We start from the raw sequence: 18,318 nt of genomic DNA on the forward strand, positions 1-18,318 counted from the left end.
GCAACTCGCTATGACAAGCTGGCCTGCACTTACCGGGCCGGGTTCGTCATGGCCCTCACGGTCGAATGGCTGAAGCTATTGGGAGACATGACCTAAGGCAGTGTGAGCGCTCGGTACACGCCGACTACAGTTGCCGCGCCGATGATTTCGCCACGGTCGATCATCTGCACAGCCTCATCGAGCGGCACCCACCGAATTGCCTCGGCTTCATTGATGTCCGGGCGTGTGTCAGTGAGGTCGGCACCGTGAGCGAGATATACCTCCTGTGGCTGGTCAAGAGTGCCGATCGCGGGTTGGTAGGTCACCAGGTGTTGCATGGTGCGGGGACGCCACCCGGTTTCTTCCTCGACTTCGCGGGCCGCTGCCGAGGCCACGTCTTCGGCGTGGTCGACATACCCGCCAGGCAGCTCCCAAACCCACTGGTCGATGATCCACCGGTGCCGGTACATCAGCAGCACCTCGCGGGAATCATTGAGGACCAGGGTCATCGCGCACCGTGGCATCCTGGCGACGTAATGGGTGAACTCCACCCCATCCGGCAGACGGATATCGGCGGTCGACAACCGGATGTGCCGGTTCTCGTCGAGTATTCGCTCACCGAGGATTGTCCACTGGGTATCGCTCATACCGCTGAAGATAGTGGAATGCGCTGGCGGAATGGAATTGTCGAGTTCGGATGCGTCAGATCGTGTCGACTTCGATGGGCGATCCGAGATGGCGGGAGACGGGCCGGTGGCTCGGCCCGCTCGCCACGTTCATGTCCGCACGGTCAGTGTGGCTACACCCATAGCGGCCAACGCTGCCGAACTCAACTTCGTCAGTGTTTGCCCGACCCGGGGCTGCCGTAGCCATTGCACAGCGCGGGCCGCGACGACAGAGACCAAGAGCAGCCAAACGAACGCGACGACTCCATCGATCGCGCCCAGAACCATCGTCACGCTCACCGCCGAGGACCCGACGGGCGCGAACTGAGGAACGACTGCGAGGAAGAACAGGCCGACTTTCGGGTTCAGTAGACAGGAGACGACGCCATCACGAAACGCTGTTGTCGTTGTGGGCCCTGACTTCTGTTCGGCGCCAGCAACATCCGGTTCGACATCGACGGGCATGATCGTGTTGCGGTGTATGAATCCGCTGATTCCCAAGTAGATCAGGTAAATGCCGCCGATGATCTTCAGCGCCAGCAACGCGGTCGGATACGCGGTGAGCAGCGCCGCCAGTCCCACAGCGACCGCACCGGCCCACACCAACGATCCGAGACCGGACCCCGCTGCGGCGGCGACACCGAGGCGCGCACCGGAGAAGGAGTAGCGCAGCACAAGAAAAGTGTCTGGTCCTGGGGTGATGGCAAGTAGCAGACAGAGTCCGGCGAATGCCGCCAGAGTCGGGGCTGTCATGTTGGCTTCTCCTACCCGCCGATGGTGATTCCGCGTTTTTCTCCGTACTCGCGCACTCGTCCGCGGGCCTCTGCCAGGTCATCCGGGCATTGTCCGGGCATCACAGAGTCCACGTAGTCGGCCATGGTCTTTCTCTATCAATGATGTCCTTGTCGCGCCACTTCTTTTGCGCGCAACTCGTGGACGTTGGTGCTGTTGGTGGTCAGGCCGAGTTGGTGGGCGCGGTCGGGATCCAAGAGCATCGCGAAATCCATCGAACCCGGTTTCAGGTGACAGGACCTCCACATCGAGGGACGCGATGGCGGCGAGGCTGCGGGGATTGCTGCGACCTCTGGTGGCGTCCCCGGCATGATGTGGGCATGAGGATCAGCGTCACCGGGCACATGGACATCAACGCGGCGACGGCGAAGCTCGTCCGCGCCGAGCTGGACCGGTTATTTGCTGGAGTGCCAGATTTGGTGGGAGTCTCCTGCATCGCGCGTGGTGCCATGTCGCGGTTACCGCGAGGCGAAGGTGAAGCCAGATCACCTCGAACAGTTCGATCGACTGCTCGGCATGGCCGATACGGTTCGGGAGATGCCGCATGAGGTCGCAGGGCGGGCGGCGGAGATCGTGTGGCCCCAGGGCGCTGGACGACGGCACTGATCTCGGCCAGCCCCGAGGAAGGTACGGGATTTCCTCTGAATGGTCCAAACGGAGGTCCAGCCCGCGAGCTAGGCGGAGGTCCGGTTAGGCCGGACCGGTCAATGGCACCCCGTCCAGACCCGATCAAATAGGAGTTAGGTGAGACATATGGATTCTGATGATAGACCCAGCACGAGGCGCAAAAGGCGACAGTTCACTCCGGAACAGTTGGCCAGATTCGCGAAGCTGAGCAACGGTTCCCGGGAACTTCTGGAACGGTTCGCGGACCGCCTTGGGCCCGAAGCGCTGGCTCAGTACCGAACTTTCAGCGATGTCGGTGAGTGGGGCGAATTGGTCGACGGCCTGTGTGCCAGCCTCGTGAAGCGGCGAATCCCCGTCACCCCCGCTGAGCGCGACCGCTTGGCCGAACTAATGGCGATGTTCACGAACCGTGACGACTACGCGTATCTCCGCGACCCAGCGCGTGTCGTGACACAGCTTGTTGTTGTGACCGCCTAGCCACTAGTCCAGATATTTATTGGGTCTGATGTGCCGGCATGACCGGTTCCGACTTGCCGGTTCACGGCCGTTTCGGCGTGCGACACGATGCCGGTTCCGGTGGCGTCTGCGGATGGATTCGGGTACGGGGAACTATGCTTCGACACCTGAATGGTGCTCCTGAACCGTTGATGATTCCAGCCTTCGACAAGCGGGATTATCGCAGTTCAGGGCACCATTCTTCGTCAGTGGCACGCCATCGAATCGTAGCCGCGTGAAATCCCTGGGTTAGCCAGGCTGAATGTGTGCCCAAAAGTTGATGTAAATGGCGAACAATTTTGAATCAGTCGGTAAGTTTCTGTAACTGGTCAGGTTATGCGGGCAGTCATGCTCAGCCCTCAGCCCTCAGCCCTCAGCCCTCAGCCCTCAGCCAGTGCGAGCAGGGCTTGAAGGTGCCCGACACCGTGTTTGGCGGTGGTGGGTCGGAGGGGCGGTCGAAGGGGTCGTCGGCCGGGCGATTGTCGGCCCGCCATGACGAGGCGAACATGGCCAGCATCGACCGTGAATGCCCCCGCCGCGGTCGACGGCTGAGCGAGGCAGCCTGGTGCGGATCCTGGGAGCGCCGCGAGCGGGAAATGTGTTCTGCGGTTCACCCTTTGAGTCGCAGCACCGCCAGCACTCTGCGGTGGCGCGTATCCGAGGGTGGCAGGTCGAGTTTGGTGAAGATGTTGCCGATGTGCTTTTCGACGGCGCGCTCGGTGACGGTGAGTGAGGTCGCGATGGCGTTGTTCGTGAGGCCCTGGGCCATCAGTTCGAGCACCTCCCGCTCGCGGGGGGTGAGGCGGGTGAGCGAATCCTGTTGCCGGGAGGCACCCATCAGCTGACTCACCACCTCGGGGTCGAGTGCGGTGCCGCCGGTGGCGACCCGGTGTAGCGCGTCGACGAAGTCACCGACGTCGGCGACGCGGTCCTTCAGGAGGTAGCCGACGCCGCTCGCGCCGGCGGCGAGAAGTTCTGTTGCGTACCGGGTTTCGATCCATTGTGAGAACACCAGGACGCCGGTGTCGGGATACTTCCTGCGCAGTTCGATGGCGGCCAGCAGGCCCTCGTCGGTGAAGGTGGGTGGCATCCGCACATCCACCACCGCCACATCGGGGCGGTGGGCGCCGACCACGTCGCTCAGCGATGTCGCGTCGCCGACCATCGCCACCACCTCGTGTCCGCGTTCGGTGAGCAGGCCGGCCAGCCCGTCGCGGAGGATGGCGCTGTCCTCGGCGATCACCACCCGCAGGGGTCCGTGCGGGGCACCGCCCGCGGTCACTGCGGGCCCTCGTTCGGCAGGATCATGGTCACTACGGTAGGCCCACCGGCGGGGCTGTCGACGGTGAGCGTGCCGTCTACGGCGAGAGCACGGGCGGCGAGTCCGGCCAACCCGCTGCCGGTCACGGTGTGGGTGCCGGGGCGGGGTGCGCCGCCGATTCCGTTGTCCCACACGGTGACCGCGATGGATCGCAGGCTGTCGGGCAGCACCGACACCGTGGCCCGGTTCGCGTGCGCGTGTTTGACCACATTGGTGAGTAGCTCGGCGACGGAGAAGTAGGCGATCGCCTCGATGGCCGGGCTCGGCCGCTGGGGGATGTGCACACGCAGGTCGACCGGCACCGCGCAGCGGGCGGTGAGCGTCTCCAGCGCCGGGCCGAGGCCGAGCTCGAGCGCGGGTGGGTGAATGCCACGTACCAGCTCGCGCAGTTCGGTCAACGCCTCCTTGGAATTGGCGCGTGCGTCGGCGATGAGGTCGCGGGCGTCCCCGCCCGCGGCCAGGCGTTCTTCGGCCCTGCCCAGCGCCATGGCGATGGTGACCAGCCTCGCCTGGGTGCCGTCGTGCAGGTCGCGCTCGACCCGGCGCAGGGTAGCGGTCGCGTCGTCGACCGCGGCCCGTCTGCTGGCCCGCAGTTCCGCCAGTTGCCGGTCGCGCGGTGTCGCCGCCAGCAGGTGGACGATCAGCATCCGATGCAACCAGCAGACGCCCCGGACCAGCCACGGCAGCGCGAAACACAGCACGATGCCGATACCGGCCAGCGCGAGCGCTCGCGGCCACGTGTCGATGTAGAACGAACCGAACTGAGCGAGACTGTGGTGCTCGACGCCGTTGTCGTCGACCTGGACCGGATCGAACAGCACCCACGGGATGGGGGAGATCGCCGTGAATCCGACCATCGCGATCACCACGAGCACGACGTAGCCGACCGCGACACCGAGTATGGACTGCGCGATCAGGAACAGCACGACCCGCCAGCTCGGCCGATCGGTGAACGCGCTCTTCAGGAAGCCGAAAAAGCCCCTCGCCCTGGTGAAGTCCGGTGGTGATTCGACCCGGGCGCCGAGCAGTTCGCGGCCGAGGAACCGATAGATCCGGCCCCAGATCCGCCCGCCGAGCAGAACTGCCGCGAGCAACGGAATGCCGATGAGGAGGATCGACGCGTACAGCCCCCCGCCGAACCCGAAGAACAGGTAGCACACGGCAACGCAGCCGAGGACGAACGACAGGATCAGATAGGCGAGCTCCTTCCAGGTCCTGGCTTCGATCGGCGCGCGCAGCACCGCGGCGAGCGGGCCGGTCCGGCGCGGTGACGGGTGGGTCGGTTCGTCGTGCGCGCCGGTCGGTTCTCCGACGATGTCGACCACGAGAGTCGGCTCGGCTGGTGTCTCGGTCATGACTCCATCGTTGTCGTCGCGGCGCGGAAATTCGATCGAGCTGTCCACCGGGTCGATGGTGTGGCGAGCTACACCTATCCCTGGTTCGGGGCGGTGATCGAACGGCTGGCCGGATCCTCCGCGTCCGTGTATGAATGCGGCGCAACCACATTCGCAGCCGGAGGAGGGCACTATGGGCCAGGATGTCGACTTTCCGGGGCTGCCGGACGGAGTCAGGTCCCGCTTCGTCGACGACGTCAACGGGTTGCGGATGCATATTCTCGAATCCGGCCACGTCGGTGCCGGTCGTCCACTGGTGTTGCTGCTGCACGGATTTCCCGAGCTGGCGTACTCGTGGCGCAAGATCCTGGCGCCACTGGCCGGTGCCGGATTTCACGTGGTGGCGCCTGACCAGCGCGGGTACGGCCGAACCACCGGCAGCGATGTCACCGACCTCGAATCCTTCCGCACCGACAATCTGGCCCGGGACGCTCTCGGCCTCGTTCGCGCACTCGGCTACGACCGGGCTCATCTGGTCGGGCACGATTTCGGGTCGGTCGTCGCGGGCTGGGCCACCCTCGGCGACCAACACGCGGTCCGATCGCTGACGATGATGAGCGCGCCGTTCGCCGGCGCGGGAATCCCCAAGTCCTCGACCGCACTCGACAGCGCGCTTCGGGCACTGTCACCGCCACGTAGGCACTATCAGCACTACTTCGCGGGGACGTCGAGCGCGTCGGACATCGCGCAGGCCCCACAGGGGATCGCCGACTTTCTGCGCGCGTATTTCCATATGAAGAGCGCGGACTGGCCGGGAAACGCGGACGCCAGGGAACTCCCGGGATCCACCGCGCACGACTTGGCACTGCTGCCGCGGTACTACGTCATGGACGCCGACGTCGGCATGCCGGAAACAGTAGCGCCGCACCTACCGCAGCGGGCCACTTGTGAATGGCTGACCGACGAAGAATTGAATTTCTACGCACGCGAATTCGGCCGAACCGAATTCCAGGGCGCACTCAACTGGTACCGGGCCCTTACGCTGCCGAACTCCGCATCGCAGCGCGACTCGCGTATCGAGGTACCTACGCAGTTCATCGCCGGACAGTGTGACTGGGGTGTGTGGCAATCGCCCGGCGCGCTGCGCACGATGGCGGAAGTCGTCTGCGCTCGGTTCGCCGGCTCCGTTTTGATACCCGGCGCAGGCCATTGGGTCCAGCAAGAACAGCCACTCCCGGTCATCGAACAGCTCTCGGGATTCCTCGGCGAGACCGAGATCGGAGGAAGCTGAGCTACCCGGTCATCGGATGATTTCGAATCCGGTGCGTATTCGGCCCGGGTCGGGGTATGCGCTACCTACGTCTGTTCTCGATGATCGGAGGCGTCATGGTGGATATCGACGAGAAAGCCCCGACAGGGCGGGCGGGCGGATGCGCATTCCGCGTAGCCGGGGCGCGCTGGGCGGGCTGGTGGTGCTGCTCCTCGGCATCTGGGGCGCACTCATCCCGTTCGTCGGTCCGTACTTCGATTTCGCGTACACCCCCGACGAGGCATGGGTCTGGACGGCCGCTCGCGGCTGGCTCCAGGTGCTGCCGGGTGTCGTCGCGATAGTCGGTGGCTTGCTCATGCTGATGAGCCGGAACCGGGTGGTCGCCAGTTTCGGCGGCTGGCTGGCGGTGGCAGCGGGTGTGTGGTTCGTGATCGGGCCGTTCCTGGCCGCGCTGCTGCGACTCGGCGACATCGGCGAGCCGGTCGCCACCTCGGATCTGAAGCGTGCGCTGCTGCAGCTCACGTTCTTCTACGGGCTCGGCGCGCTGATCCTGTTCTTCGCCGCGAGCTCGCTGGGACGGCTGTCGGTGCGCAGCGCCAGGGACATCGCCTTCGTCGAACGCACGCGTGTCGTCGGCACCGATCAGCGCCAGGTGGTCGAGGAGAAGGTGGTTCCCGCCGACGGCAAGCAATCCGCTACCCGCCGCCTACAACACCCGACCGACGTCCGGCATCGGCCCGTCTGACGGACTATGCCGTTTTGACGGTGACCATCGTGTCGGCGCTGGGGAAGTCGAGCACGCGCAGCCGTCCGGTGACCAGGTCGACCGTGTCGGCGACCACACGACCGGCGCGGCGCGCGTCGTCGGCGAAGCTGGTGCTCACCACCCGGTAGCTGCGCTTGGCGGTGAGCACGATGTCACCTGCCCGCAGCGACCCGGCCGCGGTGGGGGGCGCGGTCGGGATCGTCGACTGCGCCGGTCTGCGTATGAGCTCGATCAGTTTCAGCAACCTGTTCTCCACACTGTGAAACGCCTGCTAGGACGTTGTTGTCCGCCGGATTCGCGAACAGCATCGAGATCTTTTTACCCACGATCGTCACGGTCGAACCCTCGGATTTCGCGCACCGAACTCGAGAACCGGTGCTGTGCGGGTCCTCGCTGGAGCCTCGGATATCACCCCGCAGTCCGATTCCATCTCATACCAAGGGATTACGGCCGACGAGAATCCGGCCGATAGCTTCGGGGCATGACGACATCTGCTCTGGTCCCCGGGCCATCTCCACGGTCACCGCGGCGTGGCGCCGACGGCGATTACGCCCGTCTGTTGCGTCGAATCTCCGACGCGGGGCTGATGGGCCGGCGTCCCGTCTACTACGCCGTGCGGCTCAGTCTCGTCGGAATCGCGTTGGTGGGCGGCTGGGCGGCGTTCGTCCTCATCGGCGATTCGTGGTGGACGCTGCTGGTCGCGGCGTTCATGGCCGTGACGTTCGCGCAGGTCGCACTCGTGATGCACGATGTCGCGCACCGCCAGGTCTTCCGGTTACGACAGCCGACGGAGCTCGTGGGACGAATCGTCGGCAACGCGGGCATCGGCCTCGGCTACGGCTGGTGGCAGGACAAGCACACCCGCCATCACGCGAATCCGAACCACGAGGAGCTCGATCCCGACGTCGCGCCCGACATTCTGGTCTGGTCACAGCGGCAGGCACGGTCCAGCCACGGTCTGCCCCGGCTCATCGGGCGGGCGCAGGCGTACTTGTTCTTCCCGCTGCTGCTGTTGGAAGGCCTGAATCTCCATGTGGCCGGTGTCCGTGCGCTCAGGAATCGCTCGGTCAAACACCGTGGATGGGAGGGCGCGCTGCTGTTGGGCCACTTCGCCCTCTACCTGACCGCGCTGTTCGCGGTTCTGCCCGCCGACAAAGCGTTCGTGTTCCTCGCTGTTCACCAGGGTCTTTTCGGCCTGTACATGGGCTGCATCTTCGCCCCGAACCACAAGGGGATGCCGACCTTGACCGGCGACGACCGCCCCGACTACCTCCGTCGCCAGGTCCTGACCTCCCGCAACGTGCGTGGCGGCGCGTTCACCGACCTCGCCCTCGGCGGACTCAACTATCAGATCGAGCACCACCTGTTCCCGAGCATGCCGACACCGAACCTGCGGCACGCCCAGGTGATCGTCCGCGACTACTGCACCGAAATCGGCGTGCCGTACCACGAAACCGGGCTGATCTCCTCGTACCGCGAGGCACTGACACACCTGCACGACGTCGGCGCACCCCTGCGCCGCCCCGATCAGCACCCGGATGCCGAAGCGCCGCAACGCAATCTATGAATCGGCCCTGGTTACGTCTGCGGTACGGGTTCGACCCGGGCGGGAACGTGTTTGTGCCAGGGGGTGGCGGAGTACTGATCGCGCCGCCGCAGGTCGGTGAGGTCGTTGGGCGCTACGCCGGTGCGCTGGTCACTTCCGGGGAGATCGAGCCCGAGACCGTTGGGCAGGGAGATGTGGCCGTCCTGCATTCGGTCGTTGAGTTCGACTGTCGCGGTGGCGGAGCCGCGGTTGGTGGTGATCAGTGCTCGCCCGCCGTCGGCCAATCCGAGGCGCTCGGCATCGGCAGGGCTGATACGCAATGCGCCGGTGGCGTCGCGGCGCCGCCAGCTGTCGTCACGGAAGATCGTGTTCGCGGTGAACGCGCGGCGCTCGCCCGCGGAGAGCACGAAGGGGTATTCGCTGCTGGTGTGTGCCCATTCCACCCGGTCGAGACCGCGCAGGGATTCGAGCAACGGAGTGATGGACAGGGGGATCGGCCGATTGCTTTCGGGGACGTAGGTCCAGCTGCCGCCGTCGAGTTCGTCGACAGTGATATGGACGCCGGATCGCTCTGAGAGCATCGCGGTGAACAGCGCTTCGGGGTCCGCGTGCCCGGCGCGGCGCATCGATTGCGGGTGCCGACGCGCGACGCCTTGCGCCAGTGCCCACAGCACCGCTGCTGCGCGTGCCCCGCCGGGCAAGGTCGGGCCCAGCGTTTCGTAGAGCAGGTAAGGAGCCAGGCCGGCGGCCTTCCGATCCAGTTTGAGCACAGCGAGCAGTGTCAGCCCATACGCCTTGCGGCCGAGGCGCAAGGCACCTTTCAACACCGACAACGACAGGGGGTTGGCGACACCGAGCTCACGGATGAGGCGGGCATAGATCTCCGGTTCGGCCAGCGTACCGGGCAGCGGCTCGAGCAGCGGGGCACGGAGCTGGAAGGTATTGACCGGAAATTCGAGGTTGAAGAAGGTCGCTTCCCACTTCTCGAACTGGCTCGCAGCCGGAAGAACATAATCTGCGCGACGAGCGGTCTCGGTCATCGCGACGTCGATGACCACGCTCAGCTCGAGGGAGTCGAACGCCTCACGGAAGCGCTGCGAATCCGCCAGGGAATGCGCGGGATTCGAGGACTCGACGATCATCGCGCGGAACCGCTTCGGATGGTCGGTGAGAATCTCTTCGGCGATGACATTGCAGGGCACGAGACCACCGGGCATCGGCGCTGCGGTCACCGGCGTGGTCTTCGTCTTCAGCGAATAATTGATCAGCGGCGCCAACCACGAGTGCATCTGCATGGTGCCGCGTGCGGCGAAGTTCCCGGTGAGCAACCAGGTCAGTTTGTTCAGATAAGACACCAGGGTGCTGTTCGGGCTCTGCTGCACACCCAGGTCCTCGTAGGTCGACACACTCTCGGCGGTCCCGATCAACTGCGCCGCTCTGCGGACCGATGCGGGATCGACGCCGCTCAGGTGGGCATACGCGTCGACGTCGACGGTGCGCAGGACGGCGAGCACCGGCTCGGCCTCGATGGTGTGCGCGGTCAGGAACTCGCGGTCGATCAGATCTTGCTGAACGATCTCACCGAGGATCGCGGCCAGACACCAGGCGTCGGTGCCCGGTCTGATCTGCAGGTGGATGTCGGCGAGGTCGGCGGTTTCGGTGCGCACCGGGTCGAGCACGATCATGGTGCGTGCGGGGTCCTTGGCGATGTTCTGGAGCACGGTGCGGGCGCGCGGAACGCCGTGGGATTGCCACGGATTCTTCCCGACGAACACGCTGACCTGCGCGTGTTCGAAGTCGCCGTGTGTGTGTCCGCCGGTGAGATGGGCATCGACCCATGCCTCGCCGAGCTTTTCCTGGGCGAGCGCGTTGGAGCGATAGCGCCCGCCGACGGCGCGCAGCAACGCGCCGCTGTATGCGCCGCCCAGGTGGTTGCCCTGCCCGCCGCCACCGTAGAAGAAGATCGATTCCCCACCGTGGGTGTCGCGCACCGCGCGCAGTCGGTCGGCGATCTCGGTGATCGCGACATCCCAGCTGATCTCGGTGTAGGTGCCGTCGTTCTCCCGGCGCAGCGGTGCGGTGATCCGGGCGCCGCCGTTCTGATAATGGTCCAGCCGCAACGCTTTGTTGCAGGTGTACCCGGCGGACGCGGGATGGGCCTTGTCGCCGCGGATTTTCGCGAATCGCCGTCCGTCGACCTTGACGGTGATTCCGCAGTTGTTCTCGCACAGAATGCAGGCGGTGGCCTGCCATTCCTCGCTGCCGCTTGTCACGTGAGCCTCCTCGACCGGCATCGACTGCCCGTCAGCGATGAATGATGCAGGTGGTGGTGGCGTGGGCGACGAGTTTGCCCGCCTCGTCGAACACCTTGCCTTCCGCTGTCGCTGTGCTGCGGCCGACATGCAGCGTCGTGCCGGTGCCGATGAGGCGTCTGCCGTCGATCGGAACCGATCGGATGTAGTTGACCTTCAGCTCCAACGTGCCGTATCCGACTCCCGCGTCCAGTGCGGTGTGCACCGCACAACCCATCACCGAGTCCAGCAGGGTCGCACAGATACCGCCGTGGGTGGTGCCGAGCGGGTTCGCGAAATCGGGCCGGGTGACGAGACTGAACGACACCCGGCCGAATTCCAGTTCTTCGACCTGCATCCCGAGCAGCGTGCCGATTCCCGCTCGATCGGGCATAGTGCTCGCCGCTCGCAGCAGTTCGAGGCCGCTCATGGTGGCGAAATCCGGCGTTTCGGGGTTGTGCGTCGCGGTTGTCATCTTGCCCTCTCACTCGATAGACCGGTCGTTCTATCCTCGGTGACGATACCGTATGATGAACTGATCGGTCTATGGCGAAGGGTTGCTGATGAACACAGTGGCGGGGCCACGAGAACGTCTCATCCGCAGCGCGATTCTCATGATGCGTGAACATGGAGTCGCGGCGACCGGACTGACCGACCTGCTCGCGCACAGCAAGACCGCCCGAGGATCGATATATCTCCACTTCCCCGGCGGCAAGAGCGAACTCATGGAGCAGGCCACTCTGCACGCCGGGCAGCAGATCAGTGCGATGATCGGCGCGCTGGTCACCGAATCGTCGTCACCGGCGGAGGTCGTTCTCGGACTCGTCGAAGTCTGGAAGCGGGTACTCGAGACTTCCTCGTTCACCGCCGGATGCCCGATCGTGGCCGCCGCGCAGAGCGGCAGCGACTCGCCGACCGTGCAAGCGGCGTCGGCGACTGTTTTCGCCGACTGGACCCGTCGGCTGGCCGATTACCTGATCTCGGCCGGTACGGATTCTGCTGCGGCCGCGTCGATCAGCAGCGTCATCGTCAGCACGATCGAAGGCGCGATCATTCAATGTCGAAGCGTGAAATCTCTTCAGCCGCTCGATGACGCGGGCGCCAACCTCGTCAAACTTCTCGAACTCTGACAGTTCTCCGCACCTGGACCAGAGAGGCCTACAACGATGACCGAGCAGATCGATCAGCGCGCCCGGCGCAAGTTTCTTTTCGAGCGTGGCGTGGGACGCTACATCGCCAACCCCACTGTGCGTGCGCTGCGCCGCGTCGGGATCGACACCGCCCTCGCTACCGAGCTGGAAACGATCGGGCGAAAGAGCGGTGCGATTCGCCTGGTCCCGGTCGCCGCGGCCTTCGACGAGTCCGGCGCCTGGGTGATCTCCCAGCACGGCACCCGCTCCGGGTGGACCGCCAACATCACCGCCGACCCGAAGGTGCGAATTCGGCAAGGCGGCCGCTGGCGTACCGGTACCGCGCAGTTGGTGCCTGACGACGATGTCGACGCTCGCGCGCGCACTTTCGCGTCGCATCCCGCTTTCGCCGGATTGACCGCCGCCACCTTCCGGGCGCTGCAGAGTGCGCCGATCTCCGTTCGGATCACCTTTACCGATAACTGATTCTTTACGGCAGGCTGTCGAACCGCACGTCGTGGGCCACGGCGGTGGCGTGGAGACCATCCGCGCCCGGTTGGATGGCGGTCAGGCGCGCACCGAGCGGCAGTTGTCGCAGCGGCACGGTGAAGGTCAGGGCCTGACGTAGCAGCGCCAGGGAGATCGTCGGTCCACCGGCCGCGGGTCGGACGGAGACCGGAGTGACCTCGATGCCGGCGTCGGTGGGTGCGACGGTGACGAAGACGATGGCCGGCACCGAGATTCCCGCTACCGAGAACGTCCCGGTAGCGCGAAGTCCTTCCGGGGTATAGGAAATCGACTCGACTCCTGCCGGGGCGAAGCTCTGCACGATGTCGTAGGGCACCAGGGCTGTCGCGGTCGCCGTGCCCGCGACGAGGTTCGATGTGCGGTTGGCGATCACGTCCGACAGCGGTGCGGAGACGTCGGTCAGCGCGACATCGAGATTGTGGACGGAGATGTTCTGCCCACTCCAGTCGCCGATCCGGATATCGATGGTGCGGTAGTTGCCGTCGACGGCCTGGGTCAGGAACGGGAAGCCGCCGATCTCGACGCCCGGTTGCTGCGGGAGGTCGTACTCGGCGGCGATCTTGCGACCGATCTCGTTCTGCGCCATGACGACCCCGACGCGATCGCCGACGACCAGCGCGATCATCAGCACGACGATCAGTATCAGCAGTGCGCGCATGCGTTCATCATCTCGGCCATCCCACCATCATGCTGTGGATCGAGGCCGGTTGTCGGTTTCGACCCGCTCGTGACAGTGATCGCCGGTCAGGATTCCAGTTCGTCGCGCGAGGAGGCTGGGGCGCGGACCTGCCACATCTCGGCCGCGAGCCACAGGGCCGCGACCGCTACCAGTGCACCCCAGACGATTCGGCCGGTGTGCGGCAGGAAGTACTGCGGCAACATCGTGACCAGCAGTGCCGCGAGCGGGACACCGCTCCAGCGATTGAGAGTGCCCGAACGCCACACCGCCACCGCGGCAAGTACCGCCGCGACCGCGATCAGCGCGAGGCCGATCGCGAACACGCTCATCGCGGTCGGGTCGGACCGGAACGCATTGCCGACCTCGGCCATCGTGGCGTCCCCGTCGGCGACCGCCCGCTGCCCGATCGCTTTGAGGCCGTAGGCCTCCGCGCCGTAGTACGAGATCGTCAGAGCCGATCCGATGTAGCCGATCGTCGCGGCCGCAGCGACTGTGCTCTCGTTGCGGGTGCCTCGGAACTGGCCGCGCAGTGCGCCGTATCCGAGTGGGATGAGGACGAGTCCTACGATCGCGGCGATATGCGCCACCGCCCAGCCGATGCTTGTCCATGACTCGGCGCTGTCGAGGGTGGTCTGGTCGGTGACGCGCGGGGCGGCGGCCTCGTAGATCACGAACAGGATCCCCGCGAGTGCGAAGGCGACGGCGCCCCAGCGGGCGCGACGGTCCGGGTGTGAGGCGAGCGGGGGAAGGGACATGACACTCCTTTTGGGATGCACCGCCCAGATTAGAGAGCGGTGCTCTTTCTTGAGATTTATGGTCACACGCCCGCGCTTGCAAAGCAAGAGCAGTGCTCTTGCTAACCCTGAAACCTTTCACCGTATGGTGATACGTATCGTCATACGGTAGTTTGATGCCGAGTCGACTGATCGGTAGGAATTCGCGATGGACGTGTCCGCAGGTGCCAGACCTCGACGTAGGCGTGCTGGTGGCGAACGTCGGCAGGCTGTGCTCGGGAACGTTGTCGAGATCCTCGCGGAGCGGGGGTATCACAACACCCGCTTCCAGGATGTCTCCCACGCGAGCGGGGTTGCGATCAGCACTCTGCAGGGGTACTTCGGATCGCGGGAAGACATGCTCGTCGAGGCATTACAGGCGGCGACCGACGGCGAGGTCATCGAGATGCTTCGAGTCGGTGAAAGCACAGCGGACCCGTGGCAGCGGGTGGTGCTGTTGATCGATCGGGGCATCGACACCCCGACGCCGGTGTGGCGGATGCTGATGGAATTCTGGGCTGCCGCAGCGCACGACGACGAGTTGCGGGCTCACAGCATCGGCCTGCAGGCCCGCTACCGGGCCCCTTTCGAAACAACGCTGCGACTCGGTGTCGACAATGGCGTGTTCCATCCGAAACATGACATCGGGTCCGTCATCGACGTGGTGGTCGCCGCCCTCGATGGGCTCTGTTTTCCGCGGGTGCTGCAACAGCCGTACCCGGAGATCGACGGCTTTCGGGCGGTTCTGCTCGATCAGCTCGCCACCACACTGGGGGTACAGCAGTGACAGTTCTGGTAACCGGCGCGACCGGCAAAGTGGGTTCGCGGGTACTCGCCGAACTCGGCCGCCGCGATGTGAAGGCACGGGCCGCAGGCCGCCGGTCCGACCCGCCGTTCGATTGGCAGAACCCGCACGGTTGGGAACAGGCCCTCGCCGGCGTCGAGAAAATGTTCCTTGTTCTGCCCGGCGGTGACGACGGCCACCGCTCCGTCCGCGGTCTGGGCGACGGCGCGGTCACTTTCCTGGACGTACTCGAACGATCGAATATCGAACGGGTAGTGCTCATGACCGCACTGGGGATGGAGCACGCGCCAGAGACGGTCGATCAGCGTCGACTGGAGTTGCGGCTGCAGTCCTCGTCGATCGACTGGACGATCGTTCGCCCGAATTGGTTCCACCAGAACGTTACCGAGGGGCCGTTGCGGGATATCGCCGCTGCCGGGGCAGGCACCTTGCGGCTTCCGGTGGCCGAGGCCGCTGTGAGCTTTGTCGATACCCGCGACATCGCGGCAGTGGTGACCGAGTCGCTCCTGGCGGAGGGGCACGTGGGCAACGAGTACGCGTTGACGGGACCGGAATCGCTCACCTTCCGCGAGTTGGCCGCGCTGACCGCCGGTACGGGTATCGGCGTGGAACGCTACGAGCCGGTATCACCCTCGGAGTTCGAACGATTCACCCTCGAACTCGGCTGGGACGCCGAGTACGTCGAAACGTTGCTCGGGCTGTTCTCGACTATCGCAGACGGGTACGCGGCACCGACGACGACCGATGTCGCCGACATATTGGGAAGGCCCGCACGCACATTCGCGGATTTCGCGGCGGTCGGTGCCGCACGGTCGCGATGATTCTCACCGATCGGGTCGGCCGTGGTGTCGCATCCGGCGAGATCGCCACGGGTCGTTCACGCTGGGCCGAGTGCGGGCTGAAATGATCTGATGTGGTGCGGCCCGACTTGGGGCGGCCTTTGTTCAGGACGGGATCTCGTGAACTCCGTTGTGCTGGTGATATCGGTCGTGCTGGTTCCGGCGGTGATGTTCGTGGTGCCGTGGTGGGTGCTCGTTGCCGCGCCGACCGGGCGTAGTGGGACATTGTTTCGGGTCGGGACCGTGGCGTGTGTGGTGGGGTATCTGTGTTTGCCCGTGGCTCTGTTCTTCGGGCACGGGCCGCCGCAGTTCGATCCCGCGGCGATCGTCGGTGACGTGCTGCTCGGGGTGTTGTGGGTGGTGTTCGTCTGGTCGGTGATCGGTGGGGTCGTCCGGGCAGGGTTGGGTGTCGCGGGGGTCAAGGGGGTGCGCGCTACGCAGGGTGTGGCGCTTGCGGTGGTGGTGGTTTCGGTGGTGCTCACCGGGTACGGGGTGTACGAGGCGCGGCGGGTGCCGCAGGTTCGGACGGTCGATGTCGCGATCCCGGGTTTGGCGGACGGGCTCGACGGGTTGCGTGTGGTGGTGCTGACGGATACGCATTTCGCCGCGATCGATCGGGAGGGTTGGTCGCGACGGGTTGTCGAGGTGGTCAATGCGCAGCGGCCCGATATCGTGGGTCTGGCCGGGGATCTCGTCGATGGTTCGGTGGAGAAGCGAGCCGATCAGGTCGCTCCGCTCGCTGGTGTCGAGGCGCCGTTGGGCCGGTTCTACATCACCGGTAATCACGAGTACCTCGACGACGCCCAGGGCTGGATCGATTACATGGCCTCGATCGGTTGGCAGCCGTTGCACAACGCGCATCGGGTTGTCGAGCGTGACGGTGATCGGTTGGTTGTCGCTGGTATCGATGATCCGACCGCTGACGTGCCCGGTCACGGTCCCGATCTGCCTGCCGCGCTCGCGGGCACCGACCCCGGGTTGCCGACTGTTCTGCTGGCGCATCAGCCGAAGCAGGTGGTCGACAGTTCCGCGGCCGGGGTGGAATTGCAGATCTCCGGGCATACGCACGGTGGTCAGATCTGGCCGTTCCACTATTTGGTCCGGCTCGACCAGCCGGTCGTCGCGGGATTGAGCAGGCACGCGAACGGCACCCAGCTCTACACCAGTCGCGGTACGGGGTATTGGGGTCCGCCGATGCGGGTGTTCGCGCCGAGTGAGATCACCGTATTGGTATTGCATCCGCAGCGGTAAATGCTTGCAGCACTGTTCGGTTCGAGGTTGACGGCTATCGGTCGAGTTCGAGGCGGATGATGCGGTCGTCTCCGGGGTTCGGGTCGCCGCGACCGTCGGTGTTGTTCGTCAGCAGCCAGAGTGCTCCGTCGGGGGCCACGGCGATGTCGCGGAGGCGTCCGTACTCGCCGACGAGATATTCGGTCGATTCGGTGAGGTTGTCGAGCGGGACTCGAAACAGTCGCTCGCCGCGCAGATTCGCGATGTAGAGCGACCCGCCTGTGTTCGTCATCCCGCTCGGGCTGGCCTCGGACGGTCGCCACTGCTGAACGGGGTCGATGAAGCCCGCTCGGTTGGCGATGCCCTCGACCTCGGGCCAGCCGTAATTGCCGCCGGGTTCGATGAGATTGAGTTCGTCCCAGGTGTTCTGGCCGAATTCGCTGGCGAACATCCTGCCGTCGGGCGCCCAGGTGATGCCCTGCGGATTCCGGTGACCGTAGCTGTAGACGAGTGAGCCCGGGACGGGATTATCGGCTGGTGCTTGCCCGTCCGGTGTCATGCGCAGGATCTTTCCAGCGAGAATGGCGCGATCCTGGGCGGTGCGTCGGTCGCCCGCGTCGCCGGCGGTGGCATACAGCATCCCGTCGGGACCGAAGGCGATCCGGCCGCCGTTGTGGTTGGCCGCGGCGGGCAGCCCGGTGAGGATCGTCGTGCCACCGCCGAGAGCGAGGTTGCCCGGCTGTCCGGTGAGGTCGAATCGTTCGATGCGGTTGTCGTCGGCGGCGGTGTAGTAAGCGAACAACTGCTCCCCACGCACCGCGATGCCGAGGAGGCCGCCCTCGCCGGCGGCCTCGACATCGTCGATCCTGCCCACCTCGTGTTGCGTTCCGTCGGCACCGATTTCGAGAATGCGGGCGCTGTCGCGCTCGCTCACCAGTGCGGTGGTGCCGTGGAAAGCGATCGACCACGGGGCATCGAGCTCATCGGTGACGGTCGAGTTGCGCTCGGAGGAGCCGGTCCGGGTGCTCGGCTGCTCGGAGGAGTCGCTCGGGGCGCATGCGCACAGCACGGCGACAGCGAAGGCGGACGCGACGAGAAACGCGGTATTGCGGGACTCCATGATGTCGAGGTTAGGCCCGATGTTCGGCGGTGTGCCAGGTGCTGGGCGGGGTGCCCGCAGTACCGGATCCCGCCGGTCATCCGGCCTCTATCAGAGTTTGACTACGATATCGGAACACAATTACGGTA

The 18,318-nt window shown here is 65.4% G+C and carries 17 protein-coding genes and 1 pseudogene; 8 read left to right on the plus strand and 10 right to left on the minus strand.

Features of this window, described 5'->3' with window-relative positions; genetic code table 11:
- Positions 1–92: 92 nt before the first annotated feature.
- The 4 genes from ACFWPK_RS29385 to ACFWPK_RS29400 all read right to left on the minus strand — a co-directional run bounded on the left by ACFWPK_RS29385 (position 93) and on the right by ACFWPK_RS29400 (position 5,234).
- On the minus strand, positions 93–626 hold the full coding sequence (locus ACFWPK_RS29385; protein ID WP_378921239.1) for an NUDIX hydrolase: 534 nt from the start codon (positions 624–626) through the stop codon (positions 93–95).
- Positions 627–755: 129 nt separating this feature from the next.
- Complete coding sequence (locus ACFWPK_RS29390) at positions 756–1,397, minus strand: LysE family translocator (RefSeq protein WP_378921241.1); 642 nt, start codon at positions 1,395–1,397, stop codon at positions 756–758.
- A gap of 1,771 nt (positions 1,398–3,168) precedes the next feature.
- The gene (locus ACFWPK_RS29395; protein ID WP_378921349.1) at positions 3,169–3,810 is read right to left on the minus strand and encodes a LuxR C-terminal-related transcriptional regulator; all 642 of its coding nucleotides are present in this window, start codon (positions 3,808–3,810) and stop codon (positions 3,169–3,171) included.
- 26 nt (positions 3,811–3,836) lie between these two features.
- On the minus strand, positions 3,837–5,234 hold the full coding sequence (locus ACFWPK_RS29400) for a sensor histidine kinase (RefSeq protein ID WP_378921243.1): 1,398 nt from the start codon (positions 5,232–5,234) through the stop codon (positions 3,837–3,839).
- Between the two features lie 172 nt (positions 5,235–5,406).
- Here ACFWPK_RS29400 and ACFWPK_RS29405 point away from each other — a divergent pair, with 172 nt between their 5' ends.
- Both ACFWPK_RS29405 and ACFWPK_RS29410 read left to right on the plus strand, forming a co-directional pair.
- Positions 5,407–6,504: an alpha/beta fold hydrolase gene (locus ACFWPK_RS29405; protein ID WP_378921245.1), complete on the plus strand. Its 1,098-nt coding sequence runs from the start codon at positions 5,407–5,409 to the stop codon at positions 6,502–6,504.
- Positions 6,505–6,643: 139 nt separating this feature from the next.
- A complete protein-coding gene (locus tag ACFWPK_RS29410) occupies positions 6,644–7,228 on the plus strand; it encodes a hypothetical protein (protein WP_378921247.1) in 585 nt (194 codons plus the stop codon).
- A 4-nt stretch (positions 7,229–7,232) separates the two neighbouring features.
- Here ACFWPK_RS29410 and ACFWPK_RS29415 read toward each other — a convergent pair whose 3' ends face one another.
- Positions 7,233–7,493 (minus strand): hypothetical protein, encoded by a 261-nt coding sequence (locus ACFWPK_RS29415; protein ID WP_378921249.1) that lies wholly within the window; start codon positions 7,491–7,493, stop codon positions 7,233–7,235.
- 237 nt (positions 7,494–7,730) lie between these two features.
- On the opposite strand from ACFWPK_RS29415, the gene ACFWPK_RS29420 reads away from it, so the two are divergent.
- Entirely contained in the window at positions 7,731–8,816 is a 1,086-nt protein-coding gene (locus ACFWPK_RS29420; protein ID WP_378921251.1) for a fatty acid desaturase family protein, read from the plus strand.
- An 11-nt stretch (positions 8,817–8,827) separates the two neighbouring features.
- On the opposite strand, the gene ACFWPK_RS29425 is transcribed toward ACFWPK_RS29420, so the two are convergent.
- Positions 8,828–11,089, minus strand: coding sequence for a molybdopterin-dependent oxidoreductase (locus ACFWPK_RS29425; RefSeq protein WP_378921253.1), 2,262 nt, complete (start codon positions 11,087–11,089; stop codon positions 8,828–8,830).
- A 10-nt stretch (positions 11,090–11,099) separates the two neighbouring features.
- Positions 11,100–11,561 carry a PaaI family thioesterase gene (locus ACFWPK_RS29430; RefSeq protein ID WP_378921255.1) on the minus strand — a complete coding sequence of 154 codons (462 nt, stop codon included), beginning with the start codon at positions 11,559–11,561 and terminating at the stop codon, positions 11,100–11,102.
- A gap of 88 nt (positions 11,562–11,649) precedes the next feature.
- Here ACFWPK_RS29430 and ACFWPK_RS29435 point away from each other — a divergent pair, with 88 nt between their 5' ends.
- Together ACFWPK_RS29435 and ACFWPK_RS29440 are read left to right on the plus strand one after the other, a co-directional pair.
- Positions 11,650–12,216 (plus strand): TetR/AcrR family transcriptional regulator, encoded by a 567-nt coding sequence (locus ACFWPK_RS29435; RefSeq protein WP_378921257.1) that lies wholly within the window; start codon positions 11,650–11,652, stop codon positions 12,214–12,216.
- Positions 12,217–12,267: 51 nt separating this feature from the next.
- A pseudogene (locus ACFWPK_RS29440) lies at positions 12,268–12,702 on the plus strand (nitroreductase family deazaflavin-dependent oxidoreductase); the annotation flags it as partial.
- A 4-nt stretch (positions 12,703–12,706) separates the two neighbouring features.
- Here the strand turns inward: ACFWPK_RS29440 and ACFWPK_RS29445 are convergent.
- Together ACFWPK_RS29445 and ACFWPK_RS29450 are read right to left on the minus strand one after the other, a co-directional pair.
- Positions 12,707–13,402 carry a DUF2993 domain-containing protein gene (locus tag ACFWPK_RS29445; RefSeq protein ID WP_378921259.1) on the minus strand — a complete coding sequence of 232 codons (696 nt, stop codon included), beginning with the start codon at positions 13,400–13,402 and terminating at the stop codon, positions 12,707–12,709.
- 86 nt (positions 13,403–13,488) lie between these two features.
- Complete coding sequence (locus ACFWPK_RS29450; protein WP_378921261.1) at positions 13,489–14,178, minus strand: hypothetical protein; 690 nt, start codon at positions 14,176–14,178, stop codon at positions 13,489–13,491.
- Between the two features lie 187 nt (positions 14,179–14,365).
- On the opposite strand from ACFWPK_RS29450, the gene ACFWPK_RS29455 reads away from it, so the two are divergent.
- The 3 genes from ACFWPK_RS29455 to ACFWPK_RS29465 all read left to right on the plus strand — a co-directional run bounded on the left by ACFWPK_RS29455 (position 14,366) and on the right by ACFWPK_RS29465 (position 17,091).
- Positions 14,366–14,983: a TetR/AcrR family transcriptional regulator gene (locus tag ACFWPK_RS29455; RefSeq protein WP_378921263.1), complete on the plus strand. Its 618-nt coding sequence runs from the start codon at positions 14,366–14,368 to the stop codon at positions 14,981–14,983.
- Complete coding sequence (locus ACFWPK_RS29460) at positions 14,980–15,822, plus strand: NAD(P)H-binding protein (RefSeq protein WP_378921265.1); 843 nt, start codon at positions 14,980–14,982, stop codon at positions 15,820–15,822. Before ACFWPK_RS29455 ends, ACFWPK_RS29460 begins: the two co-directional genes overlap by 4 nt.
- Before the next feature lie 138 nt (positions 15,823–15,960).
- On the plus strand, positions 15,961–17,091 hold the full coding sequence (locus ACFWPK_RS29465) for a metallophosphoesterase (protein ID WP_378921267.1): 1,131 nt from the start codon (positions 15,961–15,963) through the stop codon (positions 17,089–17,091).
- 34 nt (positions 17,092–17,125) lie between these two features.
- On the opposite strand, the gene ACFWPK_RS29470 is transcribed toward ACFWPK_RS29465, so the two are convergent.
- Positions 17,126–18,190, minus strand: a complete 1,065-nt coding sequence (locus ACFWPK_RS29470; protein ID WP_378921268.1) for a PQQ-dependent sugar dehydrogenase — start codon at positions 18,188–18,190, stop codon at positions 17,126–17,128.
- Positions 18,191–18,318 lie beyond the last annotated feature (128 nt).

Origin of the sequence: Nocardia sp. NPDC058519, assembly GCF_042719755.1 — a bacterium.
In the GTDB taxonomy this organism is placed as follows: Bacteria; Actinomycetota; Actinomycetes; order Mycobacteriales; family Mycobacteriaceae; genus Nocardia.